This is a genomic window from Streptomyces montanisoli (genome assembly GCF_017813245.1).
GTDB lineage: Bacteria > Actinomycetota > Actinomycetes > Streptomycetales > Streptomycetaceae > Streptomyces > Streptomyces montanisoli.
In genome coordinates, this window is the sequence record NZ_JAGIQL010000007.1 from 1 (window position 1) to 21127 (window position 21127).

The window sequence follows — 21127 nt, forward strand, 5'->3', positions numbered from 1 at the left end:
CCCCCCCCCGCCCCCCCCCCCCCCCCTCCCCCCCCCCCCCCCCCCCCCCCCCCCCCCCCCCCCCCCCCCCCCCCCCCCCCCGCCCCCCCCCCCCCCCCCCGCCCCCCCCCCCCCCCCCCCCCCCCCCCCCCCCCCCCCCCCCCCCCCCCCCCTCCGCCCCCCTCTTCTCATGCGGAGGCGGGCGTACCCGCTCCATTGGTGACCGATGTCCAGACGCGTGCTCTTCCGACCCGGGGCGGCGTCGGAAGGCGCGGCCGCGGGCGGCCGGGGTCGCGGCGGTGCCGGCATGGGCGACGGTGGTGGCCGTGGGGGCATGGGCGGCCTCCTCCAGTCGCAGAAGGTCGGCTCCGCCGTGAAGGCGGCACTGGAGAAGAACGCGTCGCGCTACACGTGGGTGGCGGCCGCAGTGGGCTCGCAGAACGCGGCGGGCTACCAACTCGCCACCGAGCGGCCCGTGATGCCCATCGGGGGCTTCAACGGCAGCGACCCCTCCCCCACGCTCGCGCAGTTCAAGGCGTACGTGGCCCACGGCCGGATCCACTACCTGCTGGCGTCCGGTCAGGGCGGCGGTGGCGCCGGCCCGGGCGGCGGCACCAGCAGCGCCATCACCAGCTGGGTGGAGAAGAACTACACCGAGGTGACGGTGGGCGGCACGACGCTCTACGACCTCACGCAGCCGAAGAACGGCTGACGCGGCCGACGCCGAGGGGTGAAGGGCCGGAGAGGCACGGCGAGGCGCCTCTCCGGCTTTGCCTACATGATGTAGTAATTCGGTAGGCTGCCCCTCATGGCGAGGACCTACGCGGACGAGGCGGAGTCGGCGCCGGCCGGGAGGCGTGCCGCCACGCCGCGGGCCGGCGGCGGTGACCTGTGGCTGGTCGCCGTGGCGCTGGCCTTCACGGCGTGCGAGTTCCTGTTCGTACGCGTCCACCTGGGCCTGGGCTTCGACGAGTCGGTCTACGTCAGCCAGGTCAGCCCGCGGGCCCCCGCCGCGTTCTTCAGCGCTCCGCGCGCCCGCGGCGTCTCCTACCTGGTCGCCCCGGTCGTGGCGGTGACATCGTCCACCGCCGCCCTGCGCTGCTACCTCGCCCTGCTCGCGGGCGCCGGCCTGCTGGGGGCGCTGTGGGTGTGGCGGCGCTTCCTGCCCGCACGCAGGGTCGCGCTCGCGGGCCTGCTGTTCGCCGGTCTTTGGATCACTCAGTTCTACGGTCCGCAGGCGATGCCCAACCTGTGGGTCGCGCTCGCCGCGCTCGCCTGCGTGGGGTTCTTCCTGCGGTCGGCGAGCGTCCCGCATCCCGCGCGCACGGAGCGGGGCGCGCTGCTCGGCACCGCGCTGACCCTGGCGGCCGCGGTCCAGTTGCGCCCGCCCGACGGGTTCTGGCTCGTGCTGCCTCTCGCCGTGGCGGCACTCGCGGTGCGCGCCTGGCGCCGTGCGCCGGTGTTCGGCGCGCTGGCCGTGGGCGTGGTGGCGGGCGGGGCGCAGTGGGTCGTGGAGTCGTACACGCGGTACGGGGGCGTGCTGCAGCGGCTGCACACGTCGGGGAAGGTCGAGGGCGGCTTCAGCTGGAGCCCCGCGTTCGCCGACCAGCTGCGGTCGCTCGGCGGGCGCACCCTGTGCCGTCCGTGCGACATCCCGTGGCACCACAAGGGCGTCTCGCTGTGGTGGTTCGCGCTGCCGCTGCTCGTCGTGGGCGGGGTGCTCGTCGCGCGGCACGCCCGCCGCCTGCCGGCCATCCTGCTGCCCACGCTGTGCGGGGCGTCGATGGCCGTGCCGTACCTGCTGCTCATCGGGTACGCGGCACCGCGCTTCCTGCTGCCCAGCTACGCGCTGCTCGCGCTGCCCGCGGCCGAGTGCCTGGCGTGGCTCGCCGGGGGCGCGGGCAGGCCGCGGCTGCGTCCGGTGGCGACCGGCCTCGTGGTCCTCGTCGTCGTGGCCCATCTCGTCGTGCAGAACGTGGTGCTGACCCGTACCGCGACGCGCAACAGGGAGGCACACGCCGGCTTCGCGCGGATCGCCGCGGCCCTGCACGCCGCCGGCGTCACCCCGCCCTGCCTCGTCACGGGGACCAACGCGATCCCGATCGGCCTCGCGGCCCGCTGCGCGTCAGGAGCGACGTCGGGCCACAACGCGAACATCACCCCGCGGGACATCACGGCGACGGCACGCCACCGGCCCGTGGCCGTCCTCGTGCCGCGGGGCCACCCCCGTCCGGCCTACGCGAGAGGCTGGAGCGCCCACCCGATGCCCGTGTCGCGCCGGCTCACCCCGTACACGGCGTACGTGTCGCCGCCCTAGCCCGCGCCGCCGCCCTGGCCCGCGCCGCCGCCACCATCGCCGCCGCCCCGGGCGCGCTCCTTGGCGAGGGAGACGCACTCCCGCTCGCCCTCGCCGCGGCGCACGACGCCCGGCAGCGTCCTGAAGACCCAGGAGCGGTACGACCAGAAGCGGAAAAGGGTGGCCAGGCCGATTCCCAGGAACTTGAACACGTTGCTCTGAAGCGGTGAGTGCCATCCGAAGCCGTAGGTCGCCGTGTACAGCGTGCCGTTCTCGATCACCAGGCCCGCCGCACTGAACAGCAGGAACAGGGTCAGCTCGCGCGCGCCCTCGCTCTTGTCGCACTCCCGGTAGGCGAAGTAGCGGAAGCCCAGGTAGTTGAAGCCGATCGAGACGACCGTGGCCACGATGCTCGCCCGCACGACCGGCAGGTGGGTGGAGTGGCGCAGCAGGTTGAACACCAGCAGGTTCACCAGCACGCCGGCGCCGCCGACCAGGGCGAACCTGACCAGCTCCGACGCGAGTCCCGCGCGGGCCCGCGCCTGCGGCGGGGTCCTCACCGTACGGGTGTCCGTACGCACCAGGCCACCTCCTACAAGATGTAGTAGTACATGCAGGGTACCCCGGCGCGCCGCGCGGAGCGTGCGGGGCGTGCGGGGCGTGCGGGTCCGACGGAACAGATACCCCGCGACGGGGCACACTTCGCACCCCTGCCCTCGCACGGCGCAGCGGCGCGACGGCAGCCGCACGACGGGCGCGGCGCGACGACGCGGCGCCGGCCGCATGTTCGTCCCGCCCGAGTGCGGGCACACGGACTGCACCACACCTGTCCGGTGTGAAGGAGGAAGGGAGCGGACATGGCAGCGACGGCACGGTACGCGATCGGATCCGAGGTGCGCTGTTCGGACGGCGCGTGCGGAAGCCTGCGGCGGGTGGTGGTCGATCCGATCGCACAGTGCGTGACGCATCTGGTGGTCGGCCCGGGCAGCGACGGCGACAAGCTGGTGCCCGTGGAGCTCGTGGACGACCGTGCCGAGGCCACGGCGCTCACCTGTGACCGCGCGGCCTTCGACAAGCTGGAGCCCGCCGAGGAGCACCGGTTCCTCCAGGGCCGCGAGGGCGACCTCGGCTACAACCCCACGCAGGTCATGATGTGGCCGTACTTCGGCCCCGGCGTCGCCATGGCGGGGCAGCTCAGCGCGCCGGTGTTCGCCCCCTCGCCGTACGACCCGAAGCCGTCGGCCGAGGAGCGCGTGCCCGCGGGCGAGGTGCAGATCCACCGCGGTGACAAGGTGGAGGCCACCGACGGTGAGACCGGGCGGGTGCACGGACTCGTCGTCGACGAGGCGGACCACGCGGTGACGCACGTTCTGCTCGCCGAGGGCCACCTGTGGGGCAAGAAGACCGTCGCGGTGCCGATCTCCCAGGTCAGCCGTACCGAGGGGACGATCAGGGTCGCGCTCAGCAAGGAGCAGCTCAAGGAGCTGCCCGACGCGGAGGCCGGCTCCGACGGGTGATGCCGGGCGAACGGGCGCATGCTGGAGGTATGCCAGGTGCGCCGATAGTCGTGCTGCGGCCGTCCGGTACGGGCGGCCGTCGCGTCACGGCGCACGGGCAGGTGCTCGGCCTCGCACACGACGACTTCGACCTGGTCGAGTTCCTGCGCAGGGCCGGGCTCGACGACGCGTGGCCGCTGCTCGACAACCCGTCGTGGGTCGAATGGCGCGGCGGCCGGCCCCACCACTGGGACACGGCCTGACGCGGCCGGGGACCGGCCAGGGCGCGAGCCCAGGCCGGGGGCGCGGCTACTCGAAGCGCGACACGTCGCCGGCGCCGCGGCGCACGATCTCGGCCTCGTCACCGGAGAAGTCGACGACCGTGGTCGGTTCGGTGCCGCAGTCGCCCGAGTCGAGGACCGCGTCCACCACGTGGTCGAGCCGCTCCTTGATCTCCCAGCCCTGCGTCATCGGCTCGTCCTCGTCAGGCAGCAGGAGTGTGCTCGACAGCAGCGGCTCGCCGAGCTCGGCCAGCAGGGCCTGGGTGACGACATGGTCGGGGATGCGGACGCCGACGGTCTTCTTCCTGGGGTGCAGCAGCTGGCGCGGCACTTCCCTCGTGGCGGGCAGGATGAACGTATAACTGCCGGGTGTGGCCGCCTTGACGGCCCGGAAGACGTCCTTGTCGACGTGCACGAACTGCCCGAGCTGGGCGAAGTTCTGGCATACGAGGGTGAAGTGGTGCCGGTCGTCGAGGCGCCGGATCGACCGGATGCGGTCGAGGCCGTCGCGGTTGCCGAGCTGGCAGCCGAGCGCGTAGCAGGAGTCCGTGGGGTAGGCGACGAGCGCGCCGCCGCGGATGCTGGCGGCCACACCGCTGATGGTGCGCCGCTGCGGGTTGTCGGGGTGCACGTCGAAGTACTTCGCCATCCGCCGAGTGTAGGGCTTCTCCGCGGGCGTCAGGCCCCGACCGCGGCGGCGACGGCATCCGGCAGGGTGTGCGTGACACCGTCACCGAGCCGTTCGAACTCCCGTCGCAGAAAGGGGCCGGCGAGCTTCGCGAGGCCGTTGAACACGATGGTGGCCTCGTAGGTGATCCCGGTCCGCCCGCCGCGTTCCGTGAACGTCAGGTCGTCGGTGGACGTGGCGGTGTCGTTCGTCCCGACGAACGTCAGCCGGTCGCTCCCCATGCGGTCGAGCCGGTAGGTGAGTGTGGTCGAACGCCCCCTGAACTCCGAGACGTTGCGCCACAGAGCACCCTCGCGCACCGGCCCCTCGTCGAGGCGCAGGCACTCCCGGGTGCCGGGGTCCCACTCGACGGCGTGCGCGAAGTCCGCCAGGTAGGCGATCACCGCGGGCAGCGGCCTCGCGACGTCGATGTGCCGCACCACGTGCACCATGCTCCCGCTCCTCTCCGCGGTGGTAGGTCCTGCGGCCGGGCGGGGCGCGCACCGTCAGGTCCGACGCGCCCCGCCCGTGGCTGCCGCAGCAGACTCACATCTTCGGCATCAGCACGCTGTCGATGATGTAGACCGTGGCGTTGGCGGTCGGGACGTTGCCGCACACCACGTTGGCGGTGTCGTTGACCTTGAAGGACTCACCGGAACCCGAGGTCGTGACCTTGCCCTTCTCCAGGGTGGTGAAGGAGCCGTTGGACAGCTGCGACGGCGTCACCTTCTGGCCCACCACGTGGTACGTGAGGATCTTGGTCAGCGTGGCCTTGTCGGCGAGCACCTTGTCCAGCTTGGCCTTCGGGATCTTGGCGAACGCCTCGTTGGTCGGCGCGAAGACCGTGATGCCCTTGGCGTTGTTCAGCGTGTCGACCAGGCCGGCCTTCTTGACCGCCGTGACGAGCGTGGACAGGTCGGGGTTGTTCGACGCGGCGGTCGCGACCGGGTCCTTCGCCATGCCGTCGAAGCTGCCGGCGCCGGTCTTCGGCACCGAGGCGCACGCCGAGCCGAACGGCTGCGAGGCCATGTCCGAGGTGCCCGAGGAGGACATCGGGGCGGACGGCGTCGACGCGGCCGAAGAGCTGCTGCTGTCCTTGCTGTCGCTCTTGCTGTTGTCGCTGGAGCAGGCGCTCAGCGCGACCGGCAGGGCGAGAGCCGCGACGGCGAGGGCGGTGGTACGGCGGAAACGGTGGGCGAACATCTCAATCTCCTCATATCGACGTGTGGCGTGCGGGATGCGACCTCGCGCGGAATGTGACTCCCGTGCGTCCGGTGTGCCTCCCGGCGGCCTTCCACGCTGCGTGCACACCGGCTATTCGGCGGTGGGGCGGTTCCGGATTGGCCGTGTCACTCGATTAGTTGGGATTTTCCTGTGCGACGAAGAACACCGGACGCGCACCAATCCCGCGGCGCACCGGCTACGAAGGCAACGGGTCCGTCGGGCGGCGCGACCCGGGCTCACCTGCCGTCAGCCCCGTGTGACACGCCGGAACCTGCTCACCGCGAACACCATGAAGAACGCGGTGATCACCGCGGCGCAGACGAGCGCGTAGGGCAGGGCGTGCACCACGGGCCACGCGTGGCCGTAGGCGAGGCCGGCGGGCGGCTCGTTGCCGAACAGCCTGCGCACCGCCGTGGCGGTGGCGGACACCGGGTTCCACTCGGCGACGGCGCGCAGGGGCCCCGGCATGCTGCTGGTGGAGACGAACGCGGACGACACGAAGGTGACGGGGAAGAGCCAGATCAGCCCCGCGCTCTGCGCGACCTCGACGCTGCGCGCGACGAGCCCGATCGTCGCGCCGACCCACGACATGGCGAACGCGAAGAGCAGGATCAGGAGGTAGCCGAGGACCGCGGTGGGCACGGAGGCGCTGATGCGCCAGCCGACGAGCAGCCCGCACAGCGACGTGACGGTCAGGGTGACGACGCTCATCAGGAGGTCGGACAGCGTCCTGCCCAGGATCACCGCCATCCTGGGCATGGGCAGGCTGCGGAAGCGGTCCACGATCCCCTTGTCCATGTCGCTCGCGAGGCCGAGGGCGGTGAACGCCGCGTTGAACGTCACGGCCTGCGCGAAGATGCCGCCCATGAGGAAGGTCCGGTAACCGGCGCCGCCGAGGCTGCCGCCGAACACGTAGGCGAGCAGCAGCACGAACATGACGGGCTGGACGAGCGCGGCGATCACGGAGCCCGGGGTGCGCCGCAGGTTGAGCATGTTGCGCCACGCGAGGATGGCCGCGTCCCTGGCGACCCGGTTCACGATCCTCACCGGCCCTCCCCCCTGGCGTGGGAGCCGGTGCCGGCCGCGGCGGCGGCGGGTGCGTGTTCCGGCGTGCTGTCACCGCCGCCCTCCCCCGGTGGTTCGCCCCCGTCCGACTCCCCCGCCGGCCCGTCCCCTGTGAGGGCGAGAAACGCGTCGTCGAGGGTGGGCGGCGCCAGCGCCACGTCCTGGACGGGGATGTCCGCGAGGCGCAGGAGCCCCAGCGCGTACTCGAGCGTGCGGGCGCCGTGCTCCGTGGTGACGGTGAAGCGGCCGGTGCGCTGATCGAGGTCGGGGGTGTGCGGGCCGAGCGTGGAGAGGATGTTCTCGGTGAGCGTGCGCGCCCACGCGGCGGGGACGGTGAGGCTCAGCCGTTCGCCGCCGACCCTCGCCTTGAGGTCGGCCGCCGAACCGCGTGCGATGACGCGGCCGCGGTCGATGACCGTGATGGAGTCGGCGAGCTGGTCCGCCTCCTCCAGGTACTGCGTGGTGAGCAGCACGGTCGTGCCGCCTGCCACGAGCTCCCTGATGGACGCCCAGGTGTCGGTCCTGCCGCGCGGGTCGAGGCCGGTGGTCGGTTCGTCCAGGATCACGACCGGCGGGCTCGCCACGAGCGCCCCCGCCAGGTCGAGGCGTCGCCGCATGCCACCGGAGAAGGTGCCGCTGGGGCGGTCCGCGGCCTCTTCGAGGCGGAAGCGTGCCAGCAGTTCCGCGGCTCGGCGCCGCGCGGCACCGCGTCTCATCCCGTAGAGGCGTGCGACGAGGTAGAGGTTCTCCCGGGCCGTGAGCTTCTCGTCGACGGCGGCGTACTGGCCGGACAGCCCGAGGCGTTCCCTCACTGCGTGCGGGTCGCGCCGCACGTTGTGTCCCGCGACCCAGGCCCTGCCCCCGTCGGCGCGCAGCAGCGTGGACAGGATCCGCACGGTCGTCGTCTTGCCCGCCCCGTTGGGGCCGAGGACGCCGAGCACGGTGCCTTCGGCCGCTTCGAGGTCCACTCCCGCGAGTGCCTGCTTGCTCCCGAACCGCTTGGTGAGCCCGACTGCTCGTATCGCCGCTTCGTCCTGGTGCCGCGCCATGTGCCTCTTTTCGTCGGGTGGGGTGTGTCGCCTCGGGCCCGGGGGTCAGGCGACGCGGACGCGGGCGCTGCGGGGGGTTATGTCCGTCCAGTTGTGCTCCACGTACTGCAAACACTTGGCCTGTTCCGCCGGGCCGAAGACGACGGTCCAGCCGTCGGGTACCTCAGCGAAGGAGGGCCACAGGGCGTGCTGCTCCTCGTCGTTGACGACGACGTGGTGCTCGGTGCGGGGGTCGTCGAAGGGGTTGGTCATCTCGTTCTCCTCGTGCGTTCGGTGCTGTCGGGTGATGTGCGGGGTCAGGAGGGGTCCTGTTTCGCGGTGTGGTGGAGCGAGCGGAGCGCGGCGGCCACGGTGGGCCCGATCCGGTCCCTCGATTCCGGGCGCATCATGTGGGCGTGGGCGCAGGGCACGTCGTGGTTCTCGATGTGCCCCGTGATGTACGGGTCCCACAGGGCGAGCCGGAACATGTCGGCGGGACGCCCCTGGGTGGCGGTGAAGAACAGCACGGGACCGTGGAACGTGTGCGGTGCGAACTGCCTCATCAGGCGCCCCTGGTCGACGAAGCCGTCGACCATCGCGTCCAGGGTGGCCGGTTCGAGCGAGCCCATGGGGCTCCCGTTCCTGCGGAACTCGTCGCGCACCGCGGTCACGTCGAGCGGGCCCTCGCCCGCCATGGCCTCCGGATTCATGCCGAGGTTGGCGAGCAGCGCCCGGAACATGGTGTCGCGGTCGGCGCCGTCGAGGCCGTCGAGGGGGGCGACGGGGAACGCGTCGAGCAGCGCGAGCAGCGCCACCTGCTCGCCGGCGTCCTGGAGCTGTACGGCCACCTCGTGGACGATGTTGCCGCCGAAGGACCAGCCGAGCAGGTGGTAGGGGCCGTGCGGCTGGACGGCGCGCAGCTCGGCCACGTACCGCGCCGCCAGGTCCTCCATGGTGGCGGGGAAGGGTGTGGTGCCGTCGAGGTGCGGCACCTGGAGCCCGTACACGGGCTGGTCGTCGTCCAGGTAGGGCAGCAGTCCGCCGTAGGTCCAGGCGAGCCCGGTGGCGGGGTGGACGCAGAACAGCGGCGGCCGCCCGCCCCTGGCGCGCAGGGGCAGCAGGGTGGCCAGCGGGTCGTCGGCCGCGCCGTCGTCGAGCCGTGCGGCCAGCAGGGCGACGGTCGGCGCCTCGAACAGCGACCTGATGGAGAGTTCGACGCCGAGTACGGTGCGGATGCGGCCGATGAGCCGGGCGGCGAGCATCGAGTGGCCGCCCAGAGCGAAGAAGTCGTCGTCGATCGAGACCTTCTCCGTGCCGAGCGCCTCGGCGAACAGCGTGCACAGCACGTCCTCCCGCGGGTTGCGCGGGCTGAGCCTGCCCGTCCCGCCGTGGGCGGCGGTGGTGGCGGCGGGCAGTGCCCGGCGGTCGAGCTTGCCGCTCGGGGTGAGCGGGATGTGGTCGAGCAGCAGCCAGGCGGTGGGGACCATGTAGGCGGGCAGCAGCCGGCTCGCGTGCTCCCGCAGCCGCTCCACGGTGTCCTGCTGTTCGGCGTCCTGCTGTTCGGTGTTCTGCTTTTCGGCGTCCTGCTGTTCGGCGTTCGCCGGCACCACGTACGCGGCGAGCCGCGATGTCCCGTCCTCGTCGTCGCCGGCCACGACGACGGCCCGGGCCGCGTCGGGGTGGGACGCGAGGACGGCGGCGATCTCGTCGGGCTCGACCCGGAAGCCTCGTATCTTCACCTGACCGTCGGAGCGGCCGGCGAACACCAGCTCACCGTCGGCGGTGCGCCGCGCGCGGTCGCCGGTGCGGTACATGCGTCCGCCGCCGGGCCCGAACGGGTCGGGCAGGAAGGCCTGCGCCGTCTGGGCGGGCCTGTTCAGGTAGCCGAGTGCGAGGCTCTCGCCCGCGAGGTAGAGGTCGCCGGTCACGCCCACCGGCACGGGCCGCAGGGCGGCGTCGAGCAGGTGGACGCGGGTGCCGGTCACGGGCGTGCCGAGGACGGGCCGCTCGTGTGCGGCCAGGCGCGTTTCCAGCGTGTCGACGGTGGCCTCGGTGGGCCCGTACAGGTTCCAGCACGTCACGTCGTCGCCCGCCTCCTCGCGCAGCCGGGACCAGAGCGCGGCCGGGACGGCCTCGCCGCCGAGCGCCACCACCGCGGGCCGGTGCGCGTGCGGGGTGAGCAGTCCGGCGTCCAGGAGCTGCGCCACGTGGGTCGGGGTGGATTCGACGACGTCGTAGCCGTGCGTGCGCACGGCCTCGACCAGTGCCTCCGGGTCGCGGCGTGTGAGGTCGTCGACGATGTGCAGGGTGTGGCCGTCGATCATCCACAGCAGCGGGTCCCACGATGCGTCGAAGGACATCGCGGCGGTCAGGGCGACGTGGAGCCGCGGGCGGCCGCAGGCGCGTGCCGCGGGGGTGAAGACCTCGCGGTGGTGGTGTTCGAGCAGCCGGGCCAGTGAACGGTGGCCGACGAGCACGCCCTTGGGCCGGCCGGTCGATCCCGAGGTGTGGATGAGGTAGGCCGGGTCGTGCGGCGCGGGCGGCGTGAGCACCTTGCCCGGCGCGCCCGCGTCCGCGCCCGCTCCGGTCTCCGGCGGCGCGGCGCGGTCCAGTACGAGTACGGGGTGCGCACCGGAGACCCTGGCCACGGACTCCTCGGTGGCGAGGACGAGCCGTGGCGCCGCGTCGTCGAGTACGGCCTGGACGCGCCCGTCCGGCAGGTCGCGGTCGACCGGGGCGTACACCGCGCCCGCCTTGAGGACGCCGAGCAGGCAGGCGACGGACTCGGTCGACCTGGGCAGGAGGACGGCGACGACGTCACCGGGTCCGACCCCGGACGACACCAGCAGGCCGGCGACGCGGTCGGAGCGTTCGTCGAGCTCGGCGAAGGAGAGCCGGCCGTCGGGCGCGACGACGGCGGTGTCGTCGCCGCGCACCGCGTCCACGGTCCTGGCGAACCGGTCGAGGACGGTGGTGGCGGGGGTGCCGGCGTCCCCTCCGTCGCCGAGGGCCAGCAGCCTGGACTCCTCTTCCCCGTCGACCAGGCGCAGCGCCGAGAGTGGTGTGCCGGGCCGCGCCACGGCGTCGTCCAGGAGGGCCACCAGCAGCGAGCCGAGGCGCTCGGCCGTCTCGCGGTCGAACAGGTCCCCGCTGAACTCCAGTGTGCCGTCGAGCCCTTGGGGCGCTTCGGCGGTCCCGGTGTCTCCCGTGAAGCTGAACGACAGGTCGAACTTGGCGCCACCGGTGTCGACGGCGTCGAGCCGCGCACGGAGCCCGGGGAGTTCGAGGCGCGGGGAGCGGGTGTTGTTCAGTGTGAGCATCACCTGGAACAGGGGGTGGCGGCTGAGCGAGCGGACCGGTTTGACCTCCTCCACCAGCCGCTCGAAGGGCAGTTCCTGGTGGGCGTACGCGGCGAGGTCGCACTCGCGCACACGTCCGAGCAGTTCGCGGAAGGTGGGGTCGCCGGTGGCGTCCACGCGCAGGACCAGCGTGTTGACGAAGAACCCGACCAGTCCGTCGAGCGCCTCGTCGGTCCGTCCCGCCACGGGCGTGCCGAGGGCGATGTCGTCGTCGCCGCCGACGCGGTGCAGCAGCGCGGTCAGCGCCGCGTGCAGCACCATGAAGGTGCTGGACGAGGTCTCCCTGGCCAGCCGGGCGAGTCCGGCGGTGACGGCGGCCGGGAGGTGCAGCGGCACGGTGCCGCCGCCACCGCCGGAGACGGCGGGCCGCGCCCGGTCGGTGGGCAGGCTGGTCTCCTCGGGTGCGCCGGCCATCCGGTCGCTCCAATAGGCGAGTTGGCGCGCCGCCAGGGAGTCGGGGGTGTCCGGCGAACCCAGCAGCTCGCGCTGGAAGAGCGTGTAGTCCACGTACTGCACGGGAAGCTGGGCCCAGTTGGGCCCGCGGCCCGCGGTCCGCGCGGCGTAGGCGCCCGCGAGGTCCTCGGCGAGCGGGCCCATCGACCAGCCGTCGGCGGCTATGTGGTGCACGGTGACCGCGAGGACGTGCCGGTCGTCGGCGAGCCTGAACAGCTCGGCGCGCAGCGGTATCTGCCCGGCCAGGTCGAAGGGGCGGGCCGCCGCGGTGCGCAGCGCGGCGGCGAGTCCCTCCTCGCCGACGGGTGCCAGCGGCAGGTCGGGCCGTGCGTCGCCGGGGTCGAGCACCGCCTGGTACGGCTCGCCCCCGTGCTCCTTGATCAGGGTGCGCAGGCTCTCGTGGCGTGCGACGACGTCGGCCAGCGCGAGGTTCAGCGCGGTGCGGTCGAGACGCCCGTCGAGGGTCACCGCCACGGGTATGTGGTAGGCGGGGTCGCCGGGTGCCATGCCGTGCAGGAACCAGAGCCGGCGCTGGGCCGGGGACAGCGGCGGGTGTTGCGGCCTGACCGCCGCGCGCAGGGCGGGACGCGCCGCGCCGCCCTCGTCGAGCCGGAGCGCGAGCGCGGCCGGGGTGCTCGACTCGAAGAGGGTGCGCACGGGCAGTTCGACGCCGAACGCCGCGCGTACGCGGCCGACGAGCCTGGTGGCCATGAGCGAGTGGCCGCCCAGGTCGAAGAAGTCGTCCTCGCGGCCGACGCCGTGCCGGCCGAGGCTCTCCGCGAACAGGGCGCAGAGGATCTCCTCGCGCGCGGACCTCGGCGGCGCGCCTTCGTGGCCGGCGTCGCCTTCGGCGCCGGGCAGTACGGGCATGGCGTCGAAGTCGACCTTGCCGTGCACGGTCAGCGCGAGCGCGGTGACGGGTACGACCGCGGAGGGCACCATGTAGCGCGGCAGGCGGTCGGCGGCATAGGCACGCACCGCGGTGCCGGAGAGCTCCTGGCCGTCGCAGGGCACGACCCAGGCGACCAGCCGCCCGTCGCCGTCCGCGCCGGGCCGTACGGCGACCGCGGCCTGGGCGACGCCCGGGTGGCCGGTGATCGCGGCCTCGACCTCCGCGGTCTCCACGCGGAAGCCCCTGATCTTGATCTGCCCGTCGGCCCTGCCCACGTACTCGAGGCGGCCCTCCCTGCGCCGCACCAGGTCGCCGGTGCGGTACATGCGCGAGCCCGGTGCGCCGTAGGGGTCGGGCAGGAAGCGTTCCGCGGTGGCGGGGGCGCGTCCCTCGTAACCGCGGGCCAGGCCCGGTCCCGTGAGGTAGAGCTCGCCGGTGGTGCCGGGCGCCGCGGGCCCGAGCCTGGCGTCGAGCACCCGCGCCCCGGCGCCCGCCACGGCGCGGCCCAGATGCGGGCGGGCGCCGGGGGTGACGCGTCCCATGACGCTGTCGACGGTGGCCTCCGTGGGGCCGTAGAGGTTCCACACCGCGACGTCGGGCAGGTCGGCCAGCTCGCCCCAGAGGGTCCCGCCCAGGGCCTCACCGCCGAGCGCGAGCAGCCGGGGCCTGGGGCGCCCAGGGGCGAACAGGCCGCAGGCCCTGAGCTGTTCGACGAACGACGGGGTCGTCTCGACCACGTCGACGACCTGGTCGCGCAGGTAGGCGGTGAGCGCCTCCGGGTCCCTGCGGGTCGCGTCGTCCACCACATGCAGTTCGTGGCCGCGCACCATCCACAGCAGCGGGTCGAAGGAAGCGTCGAAGGTCATGGCGGCGGTCAGCGCGACCCGCAGAGGCGCGTCACCGGCGGCCTCGGTGGGCGCGAAGAGCCGTTCGCTGTGGCTCGCGAAGAGGTTCGCGAGGGCGCGGTGCTCGACCACGACGCCCTTGGGCCGGCCGGTGGACCCCGAGGTGTAGAGCACGTAGGCGGCGTCCTCGGGACGCGGGGGCTCGGGCAGGGGCCCGTCGGCGGCGCCGGGCAGCGCGGGGCCGTCCAGCAGGAGGAGGCGGCCCGTCTCCGGCAGCACGCCGTGCAGGGCCGGGGTGGTGACGACGAGCCGGGGGGACGCCGTCGAGAGGATGACCCGGTTCCTCGACGCCGGATGGGTGGGGTCGAGGGGTACGTAGACGGCGCCTGCCCGCAGCACGCCGAGCACGGCGACGATGTTCGACGTGCTCCTCGGGAGGGCGACGGCGACGCGGTCGCCCCGGCCGACGCCTTCGGCGGCGAGCAGGCGTGCGAGGCGGCCGCTGCGTTCGAGGAGGTCCGCGAAGGACAGCCGGCCGTCGGCGGCGACCACCGCGGTGCGGCCCGGTGTGGTGGCGGCACGCACGGCGAGGGCGTCGAGGACGGTCCCTCCGGGCGGGGCCGCGGGGCTTTCCTCCGTCCCGGCACGCCCGCGGCCGTCGCCGGCCGGCGCGCCGGGTCCCGGCACGCCCTCGTCGAGCGCGGCCGCACGCTGCTCAGGCGTGAGGAAGCCGACGTCGGTGAACGGGGTGCGGGGGGCTTCGAGGAGCGCGCCGAGGAGCCGTGAGAAGTGCTCGGCGAAGCGTTCCGCCGTGTCGCGGTCGAAGAGGTCGCGGCTGAACTCGAGCTCGCCGGTGATCCCGGCCGGCCCGCCGTCGTCGTCGCGCTCTTCCGTGAAGTCCCACGTGAGGTCGAACTTGGCGCCGGTACGGCCGATCGAGGGGTCGTGGCGAGCGTCGAGTCCGCCCAGCGCGGGGCGCGGCGCGGGCACGTTGTTCAGGGCCAGCATCACCTGGAACAGCGGGTGCCGCGCCAGGGAGCGCGAGGGGGCGAGCTCCTCCACCAGCCGTTCGAAGGGCAGGTCCTGGTGGGCGTAGGCGGCGAGGTCCACCTGGCGCAGCCGGCGCACGAGCTCCGGGAACGTGGGGGCGCCCGAGGTGTCGGCGCGCAGGACGAGCGTGTTGACGAAGAATCCGACCAGCCCGGTCAGGCTCGCGTCGCCGCGCCCGGCGACCGGGGTGCCGACGGGGAGGTCGTCGCCCGCACCGAGCCGCGTCATCAGTGCGGCGAGTGCGGCGTGCAGCACCATGAAGGTGCTGGCCTCGCAGGAGGCGGCGAGCTCCGTCAGCGCGCGGTGCGCGGCGGCGTCGACACGTACCGGCACCACGCCGCCCCGGCCCGAGGGCCGGGTGGGGCGCGGCCGGTCGGTGGGGAAGGACGCCTCGGCGGGCAGGCCGTCGAGGACGGCTGCCCAGTGTGCGAGCTGCCGCCCCGCGACGCTTTCCGGGTCCTGCGCGTCGCCCAGCAGCTCGCGCTGCCACAGTGCGTAGTCCGCGTACTGGACGGGCAGGCCGTGCCATGCCGGGTCCGTGCCGTCGCACCGTGCGGCGTAGGCGGTGGACAGATCGCGCAGCAGCGGCCCCATCGACCAGCCGTCGGCGGCTATGTGATGGAGCGTCAGCACGAGGGTGTGCTCGTCCTCGCCGGCCGGGAACAGCTCGGCCCGCACGGGGAGTTCACGCTCCAGGACGAAGGGCGCCCCGTCGGGCCGCACCCCGGCGCGGCCGGTGTCCGTGCCGGTGCCGGTGCCGGTACCCATGCCCGTGCCGGTGTCCGTGTCCGTGTCCGTGTCCGTGTCCGTGTGCACCGTCAGCGGGACGCGTACGGTGGCGGCGTCCAGCACGCGCTGGTACGGCCCGTCACCGTCCTCGGCGATCAGCGTGCGCAGGCTCTCGTGGCGCCGGACGACGTCGGTCAGCGCGTCTCCGAGGGCCGCGCGGTCCAGCGCTCCGGTCAGCCGCAACGCGACCGGCAGGTGGTAGGCGGCGCCGCCCTCCCCCATGCGCTCGAGCAGCCACAGCCGCTGCTGCGCGTGGGACAGCGGGACGCGCGAGGGCCGGGGCGAGACCGCCACGACGGGCGCGCGGGCGGGGCGCGCGGTCCCGAGGGCGCCGACGAGGCCCGCGGGCGTGGGGGCCTCGAAGAGGGCGCGTATCGGCAGTTCGACGCCGAAGGCCGCCCTGATCCGCCCGACCGTCTCGGTCGCGAGCAGCGAATGACCGCCGAGGGTGAAGAAGTTGTCGTCGCGGCCCACCCGCGCGGCCCCCAGCACGTCCGCGAACAGGGCGCACATCCGCTCCTCCGCGGGGGTGCGCGGCTCGCCGCCACCTGCCGCGACGGGCTGGGCGGCGGGCAGGCGCGCCGTGTCGAGCTTGCCGTTGGGTGTGAGCGGGAGTCGGTCCACGGTGGCGTACGCCGTCGGCACCATGTGCTCGGGCAGGACCTGGTGCAGCGCCTCGCGTACGTCGGCCGGTTCGGGTGACGCCCCGTCGGGGCCCGGCACCAGGTAGGCGCTGAGCCGCTGGGGCCCGTCGCCCGGCGCCACCAGGGCGACGGCCGCCTCACCGACGCCCGGCAGGCGGCGCAGGGCCGCCTCGATCTCGCCGGTCTCGACGCGGTGGCCGCGTATCTTCACCTGGCTGTCGCTGCGGCCGAGGAACTCCAGACTGCCGCCGGAGCTCCATCGCGCCAGGTCGCCCGTCCGGTACATGCGCGAGCCGGGCGGCCCGAACGGGTCGGGAAGGAACCGCTCCGCCGTCAGGTCGGGGCGGCCGGCGTACCCGCGAGCGACGCCCTCGCCCGACAGGTACAGCTCGCCCGTGCCGCCCTGGGGCAGCGGGTGCAGCGCGGAGTCCAGCACGTAGGCGCGCGCCCCGTCGACGGGCCGTCCGATCACCGGGGAGGTGGTGTCCGTGACCCGGGCCGTCACCGCGTCCACGGTGGTCTCGGTCGGCCCGTAGAAGTTGAAGACGAGCAGGTCACGCCGGGCCGCCAGGTCCTGCCACAGCTGCTCGTCCACGGGCTCGCCGCCGAGGGCGACCACCCGCGGCCTGTGGTGCGGGGAGGTCAGCAGTCCGGCGAGCAGCATCTGGCGCAGGTAGGTGGGCGTGGTCTCGATGGCGTCGATGCGTTCGGCGATCAGGAACGCGACGAGCGCCTCGGGGTCGCGGCGCACCGTGTCGTCGACGATGTGCAGTTCGTGTCCCGCGACCATCCACAGCACCGGGTCCCACGACGCGTCGAACGACGTGGCGGCCGTCAGCGCCACGCGCAGTCCGCGCTCCAGCGTGTCCCGCGCCAGCGCGTGGGCCTCGCTCCTGTGGTGTGCCAGCAGGTTGGCCAGGGACCTGTGCTCGACGACCACTCCCTTGGGCCGGCCCGTGGACCCCGAGGTGTAGATGACGTACGCGGCGTCGTGGCTGCCCGCGGCGACGGGGGCGTGAGGCGTGCCGCCGGTCCCGTCGGCGTGGTCGCCTTCGCCGGATCCGGCGTGTCCCGGCCGCGGGTCGATCAACGGCAGCGCGCCGGAGGGGTCCATGCGTGCGGCGGTCCCCGCCGAGGCGATCAGGGCGACCGGTTCCGCGTCGCGGACCATGTGGGTGAGGCGGTCCGCCGGGTAGGACGGGTCGAGCGGGAGGTACGCGGCGCCCGACCGCATCACGGCGAGCATGGCCACGACGAGGCCGGTGCAGCGGTGCAGGCCGACACCGACGCGCGTGCCGGGGCGTGCTCCGCCGCGTACGAGTGCGGACGTCAGCTCGGCCACGCGCGCGTCGAGTTCGGCGAAGGTGAGCCGCTCGTCGCCCGACACGACGGCCGTGGCGTCCGGGGTGGCCCTGACCTGCCGGGCGAACTGCTCGGGCAGCGTGGCGGCGTCCTCCGTCGCGCCGGCGCGACCGGGCGTGCCCGAACCGAGACCGATGATGCGGCGGTGCTCGTCGTCGCCCAGGAACTTCAGCGACCCGACGCTGCGGTGCGGGTCGTCGGCGAGCGCCGCGGCGAGGCGGCCGAAGCGCTCGCGCTGGGCTTCGAGTTCCGCGCTGTCGTGCAGGTCCGGGTTGCCCAGCAGTTCGATCCGCAGCCCGCCGTCGCCGTAGGAGGCGTGCACGGCGAGGGCGAGGTCCTCGACGGGGCCGATGGACAGGTTGTGCAGGGTCGCGGTCGCCGCGCCGAACCGCAGCGCGTCGTCGAACGCGAGCACGTTCACGGACGGGCCCGCGAGGCGCCGCGTCGTGCCGCTCATGCCGAGGTCGCGCCGCAGCTGCTCCGAGGGGTAGCGCTGGTGCCTGAGCACCTGTCTGGCCTCCGCCGAGGCCCGGCGCGCCACATCCGACACCAGGTCGGACGGCGAGACGCGCAGCCGCATCGGCAGGATGTTCGAGACCATCGTCGGCGTCGTGCGTGCCCTCTTGGTGCGGCGCCCGGTCACCGGGAGCCCGAGCACGACCTCCCCGAGGCCGCGGCCACGGTGCAGGTAGATGCCCATGGCGGCCATGAAGAGGGTCGGCCAGGCGACGCGTGCCTCCTTCGCCGCGGCCTTCAGCCGGGCGGCGTCTACGGGCGGCGCGTCCCTGCCCGCGACGACGAAGCCGTGGCCGAGCGGCGCGGAGGAGTCGAAGAGGCCGGTCGCCGCCGGCGCGTCCTCGAGGTACTCGGCCCAGAAGCGTGCGTCCTCGGCGCGGTCCTGGGACTCCCGGTAGGCGCGCTCCTCCTCCCCGAGCGGTGCCAGCGGCGCGGGCACGAGGGGCACCGGGGTGCCGGGCGAGGCGACGAGGGCGCTGTAGACCTCCGCGATGCGGGAGAGCGCGAGTACGGCGCCGTAGCCGTCGAGCGCCAGGTGGTGGACCTGCTGGTGGAACAGGTGCCTGTGCGGCGCGAGCCGGTACAGCGTCAGCCGGATGAGGGGTCCTTCGGCGACGTCCGACGGGCGTGCGAGGTCGCGCTCCATGCGGCGCAGCGCCTCGTCGCAGGGCCTCTCGCAGTGGCTCAGGTCCACGAAGTCGTACGCCAGGACGCCCCCGGAGTGGACGCGCTGGAAGGGGACGCCGTCGCGTTCGCCGAAGGTCACGCGCAGGGCTTCCATCTCACGTTCCGCGTGGCGCACCGCGCGCAGCAGCACGGCTTCGTCGAACTCGCCGTGAATGTCCGCGTATTCGGCGATGTTGAACGAAGGGTTGTCGGGATCCAGTTTCCGCGCGAACCAGAGCCCGTCCTGGGACGAGGTCAGCGGAAGATCTTGCGGCGAACTCTGCTCGAATTTCGCGTCGGACACGCGGCATTCACCTTTACGTCACCGTGCGGCAGGGCCCCGGGAAATGACAGGGCATCCGGCCTGAGGAACTGTGCGAAGAAAGAAGTCGGGGGCCGAAGTCAGGTGGCTCCGTGCCGTCGAACGGGGCCGTGCGCGCCTCCCGGTACGCCATCCGGCACACGACGCACACGCAAACTCCACGTCGTTCGGCAGAACACCGACACCGCCTCCTCAAGGTCGACCTTCTGTAACTCCCCTTGCGAGAGGCCATTCGGAGTCACGGCGGCCCCGGATTGCTCCTGTGTCGCAGACCACTGCGGCGCCATCAGGGATTCACATACGCACAACATGAGACCTGCGTCACAGTCGTCCGGCCGCGCCAATCCTTTGGGCCGTCAGCACCGAAGGCGGGCCAGTGAATCGGCCCGAAACAGAGCAACCGGAGGACTTTTGAGCATCTCCCGAACTGTCACGCGCTGGAGCGCCGCAACCGCCGCCGCCGGAGCCCTGCTGATAGCCGGCACGAGTGCCGCGAGCGCGGCCACCGTCACTCCAGCCGCACATCAGGCGACGGCGACAAGGGCGGCCGGCGCGAGTCCGCAGCGCATTTCCATGCCGTCCTGGGCGGCGTCCTACCAGGGAATTCAGGGATTCAACCTGTGCCTGCTCGCCCGCTGCTCCGTGGGAGGCGGCGGGCAGGGCACGGGTCCGAGCAACACGCAGGGAGGCAGCCTTTGCCTGCTCGCCGTGTGCTCCGTGGGCCCCGGGCGGGCGTAGGCGCCCCGCCGGGCGCGCCCACCGGCTCGGACGCCGCCGGCCTCGTGCCATGACGGACGACACACGCTCGCGGCCGTAAGAGCGGCGCGGGAACGCACGCGTACGCGTGGAGAGGAGCCGCGGACCGACCGCGCGGCCCCTCTCCACCGACCGTCACCCGCAGGGACGCGCCACGAGGAGATGCCCATGCACCAGGAACCGCCGCGATCGACGAGCCCGCTGGTCCTCGACCCCACCGCCAGGCGGCGCGCGGAGGAGGAGCGGGTGCTGCGCAGCAGCCAAGCGCCGGTACTCGTCGACATACTCGGCGAACTCGCCTGGGCCGTGGGCGATCCCGACCTGCTCGCGAGGCTGCTGACGGACCCGCGGGTCTCCAAGGACCCGCGTCAGCACTGGCCCCGCTTCATCGCCGGGGAGATCGTCGGCAAGTGGCCCCTCTACCTGCAGGTCTCGGTGGACAACATGTTCACCGCCTACGGGCGGGCGCACCGCAGGCTGCGGCGCCTGGTCTCGCCCGCCTTCGCGGCGCGGCGCCTCGACGCGCTGGTGCCGTCGGTCGAGGCGAACACGGCGGAACTGCTGGACGCGCTGGAGGAGCACCGCGGCGAGGTGGTCGACCTGCGGGCGGCCTACGCGGTGCAGCTGCCCGTCCGGGTCATCAGCGACCTGCTGGGCGTCCAGGAGCGGATGCGGGGCCGGTTCAAGGCCACGATCGACGCCATCTGGAACACGACCGCGACGCCGCAGGAGGCGGTCGCCGCCGCCGAGGCCGTCTACGAGATGCTCGGCGAGCACGTCAGGGCCAAGCGCGCGCGGCCCGCGGACGACCTCACGAGCACCTTGATCGCCACGCGCGACGACGAGGCGGACGGCACGGCCCTCACGGAGCGGGAGCTCGTCGACACCCTGCTGCTCGTCGTGGCCGCGGGCTACGAGACGACGGTGAACCTCATCGACTCCGCGGTCACCGCGCTGCTGGCCGACCCCGCGCAGCTCGCCCATGTGCGTGAGGGGCGGGCGGCCTGGAGCGACGTCGTCGAGGAGACGCTCAGGTTCGCCGCGCCCGTCAGCCACATGCCCATGCGCTACGCCGTGGAGGACATCGAGATCCCCGGCGGGCCGACGATCCGGCAGGGCGAGGCCATCCTGCCCTCGTTCGGCGCCGCCAGCGGCCACCCGAAGCGGCAGGGCGTCTCCGCCGGCCGGTTCGACGCCACGCGCCCCGACAGGTCGCACATCTCGTTCGGGCACGGCGTCCACTTCTGCCTCGGTGCGCCGCTGGCCAGGGCGGAGGGCGCGACGGCGCTCGCCGGACTCTTCGGCCGCTTCCCCGAGGTACGGCTCGCGGTGCCGGCCGCGGAGCTCGAACCGCTCCCCAGCATCCTCGGCAACGGCCACCAGGAGCTTCCCGTGCGCCTCGGGTGACGGGGCGCGTCCGGGCGCCCCGGGCGACGG

12 protein-coding genes and 1 pseudogene are annotated in these 21127 nt (G+C 73.6%); 5 read left to right on the forward strand and 8 right to left on the reverse strand.

Translation table 11 applies throughout. The features are described 5' to 3' along the window. Positions 1–244: 244 nt before the first annotated feature. A pseudogene (locus JFN87_RS03350) lies at positions 245–691 on the forward strand (mannosyltransferase YkcB-related protein); the annotation flags it as partial. Positions 692–787: 96 nt separating this feature from the next. Next, a complete protein-coding gene (locus tag JFN87_RS03355; protein ID WP_209338325.1) occupies positions 788–2296 on the forward strand; it encodes a hypothetical protein in 1509 nt (502 codons plus the stop codon). Here JFN87_RS03355 and JFN87_RS33440 read toward each other — a convergent pair. Further along, a complete protein-coding gene (locus JFN87_RS33440) occupies positions 2293–2856 on the reverse strand; it encodes a GtrA family protein (RefSeq protein WP_372449170.1) in 564 nt (187 codons plus the stop codon). The two genes, JFN87_RS03355 and JFN87_RS33440, sit on opposite strands and share 4 nt — an antisense overlap. Before the next feature lie 276 nt (positions 2857–3132). Here JFN87_RS33440 and JFN87_RS03365 point away from each other — a divergent pair, with 276 nt between their 5' ends. Continuing rightward, positions 3133–3792 carry a PRC-barrel domain-containing protein gene (locus tag JFN87_RS03365; RefSeq protein WP_209338326.1) on the forward strand — a complete coding sequence of 220 codons (660 nt, stop codon included), beginning with the start codon at positions 3133–3135 and terminating at the stop codon, positions 3790–3792. Positions 3793–3821: 29 nt separating this feature from the next. After that, a complete protein-coding gene (locus JFN87_RS03370) occupies positions 3822–4034 on the forward strand; it encodes a hypothetical protein (RefSeq protein WP_209338327.1) in 213 nt (70 codons plus the stop codon). A 46-nt stretch (positions 4035–4080) separates the two neighbouring features. On the opposite strand, the gene JFN87_RS03375 is transcribed toward JFN87_RS03370, so the two are convergent. The 7 genes from JFN87_RS03375 to JFN87_RS03405 all read right to left on the reverse strand — a co-directional run bounded on the left by JFN87_RS03375 (position 4081) and on the right by JFN87_RS03405 (position 18916). Further along, complete coding sequence (locus JFN87_RS03375; protein WP_209338328.1) at positions 4081–4701, reverse strand: L-threonylcarbamoyladenylate synthase; 621 nt, start codon at positions 4699–4701, stop codon at positions 4081–4083. Between the two features lie 29 nt (positions 4702–4730). Next, positions 4731–5171, reverse strand: coding sequence for an SRPBCC family protein (locus tag JFN87_RS03380; RefSeq protein WP_209338329.1), 441 nt, complete (start codon positions 5169–5171; stop codon positions 4731–4733). Between the two features lie 94 nt (positions 5172–5265). Next, positions 5266–5922: a fasciclin domain-containing protein gene (locus JFN87_RS03385; protein ID WP_209338330.1), complete on the reverse strand. Its 657-nt coding sequence runs from the start codon at positions 5920–5922 to the stop codon at positions 5266–5268. A 267-nt stretch (positions 5923–6189) separates the two neighbouring features. Then, complete coding sequence (locus JFN87_RS03390; protein WP_209338331.1) at positions 6190–6990, reverse strand: ABC transporter permease; 801 nt, start codon at positions 6988–6990, stop codon at positions 6190–6192. Continuing rightward, entirely contained in the window at positions 6987–8057 is a 1071-nt protein-coding gene (locus JFN87_RS03395) for an ATP-binding cassette domain-containing protein (RefSeq protein ID WP_209338332.1), read from the reverse strand. Before JFN87_RS03395 ends, JFN87_RS03390 begins: the two co-directional genes overlap by 4 nt. A 45-nt stretch (positions 8058–8102) precedes the next feature. Continuing rightward, the gene (locus tag JFN87_RS03400; protein ID WP_209338333.1) at positions 8103–8309 is read right to left on the reverse strand and encodes an MbtH family protein; all 207 of its coding nucleotides are present in this window, start codon (positions 8307–8309) and stop codon (positions 8103–8105) included. A 44-nt stretch (positions 8310–8353) separates the two neighbouring features. Further along, on the reverse strand, positions 8354–18916 hold the full coding sequence (locus tag JFN87_RS03405; RefSeq protein ID WP_209338334.1) for a non-ribosomal peptide synthetase: 10563 nt from the start codon (positions 18914–18916) through the stop codon (positions 8354–8356). Positions 18917–19858: 942 nt separating this feature from the next. On the opposite strand from JFN87_RS03405, the gene JFN87_RS03410 reads away from it, so the two are divergent. Then, on the forward strand, positions 19859–21097 hold the full coding sequence (locus JFN87_RS03410) for a cytochrome P450 family protein (protein WP_209338335.1): 1239 nt from the start codon (positions 19859–19861) through the stop codon (positions 21095–21097). The last annotated feature ends 30 nt before the right edge of the window (positions 21098–21127 follow it).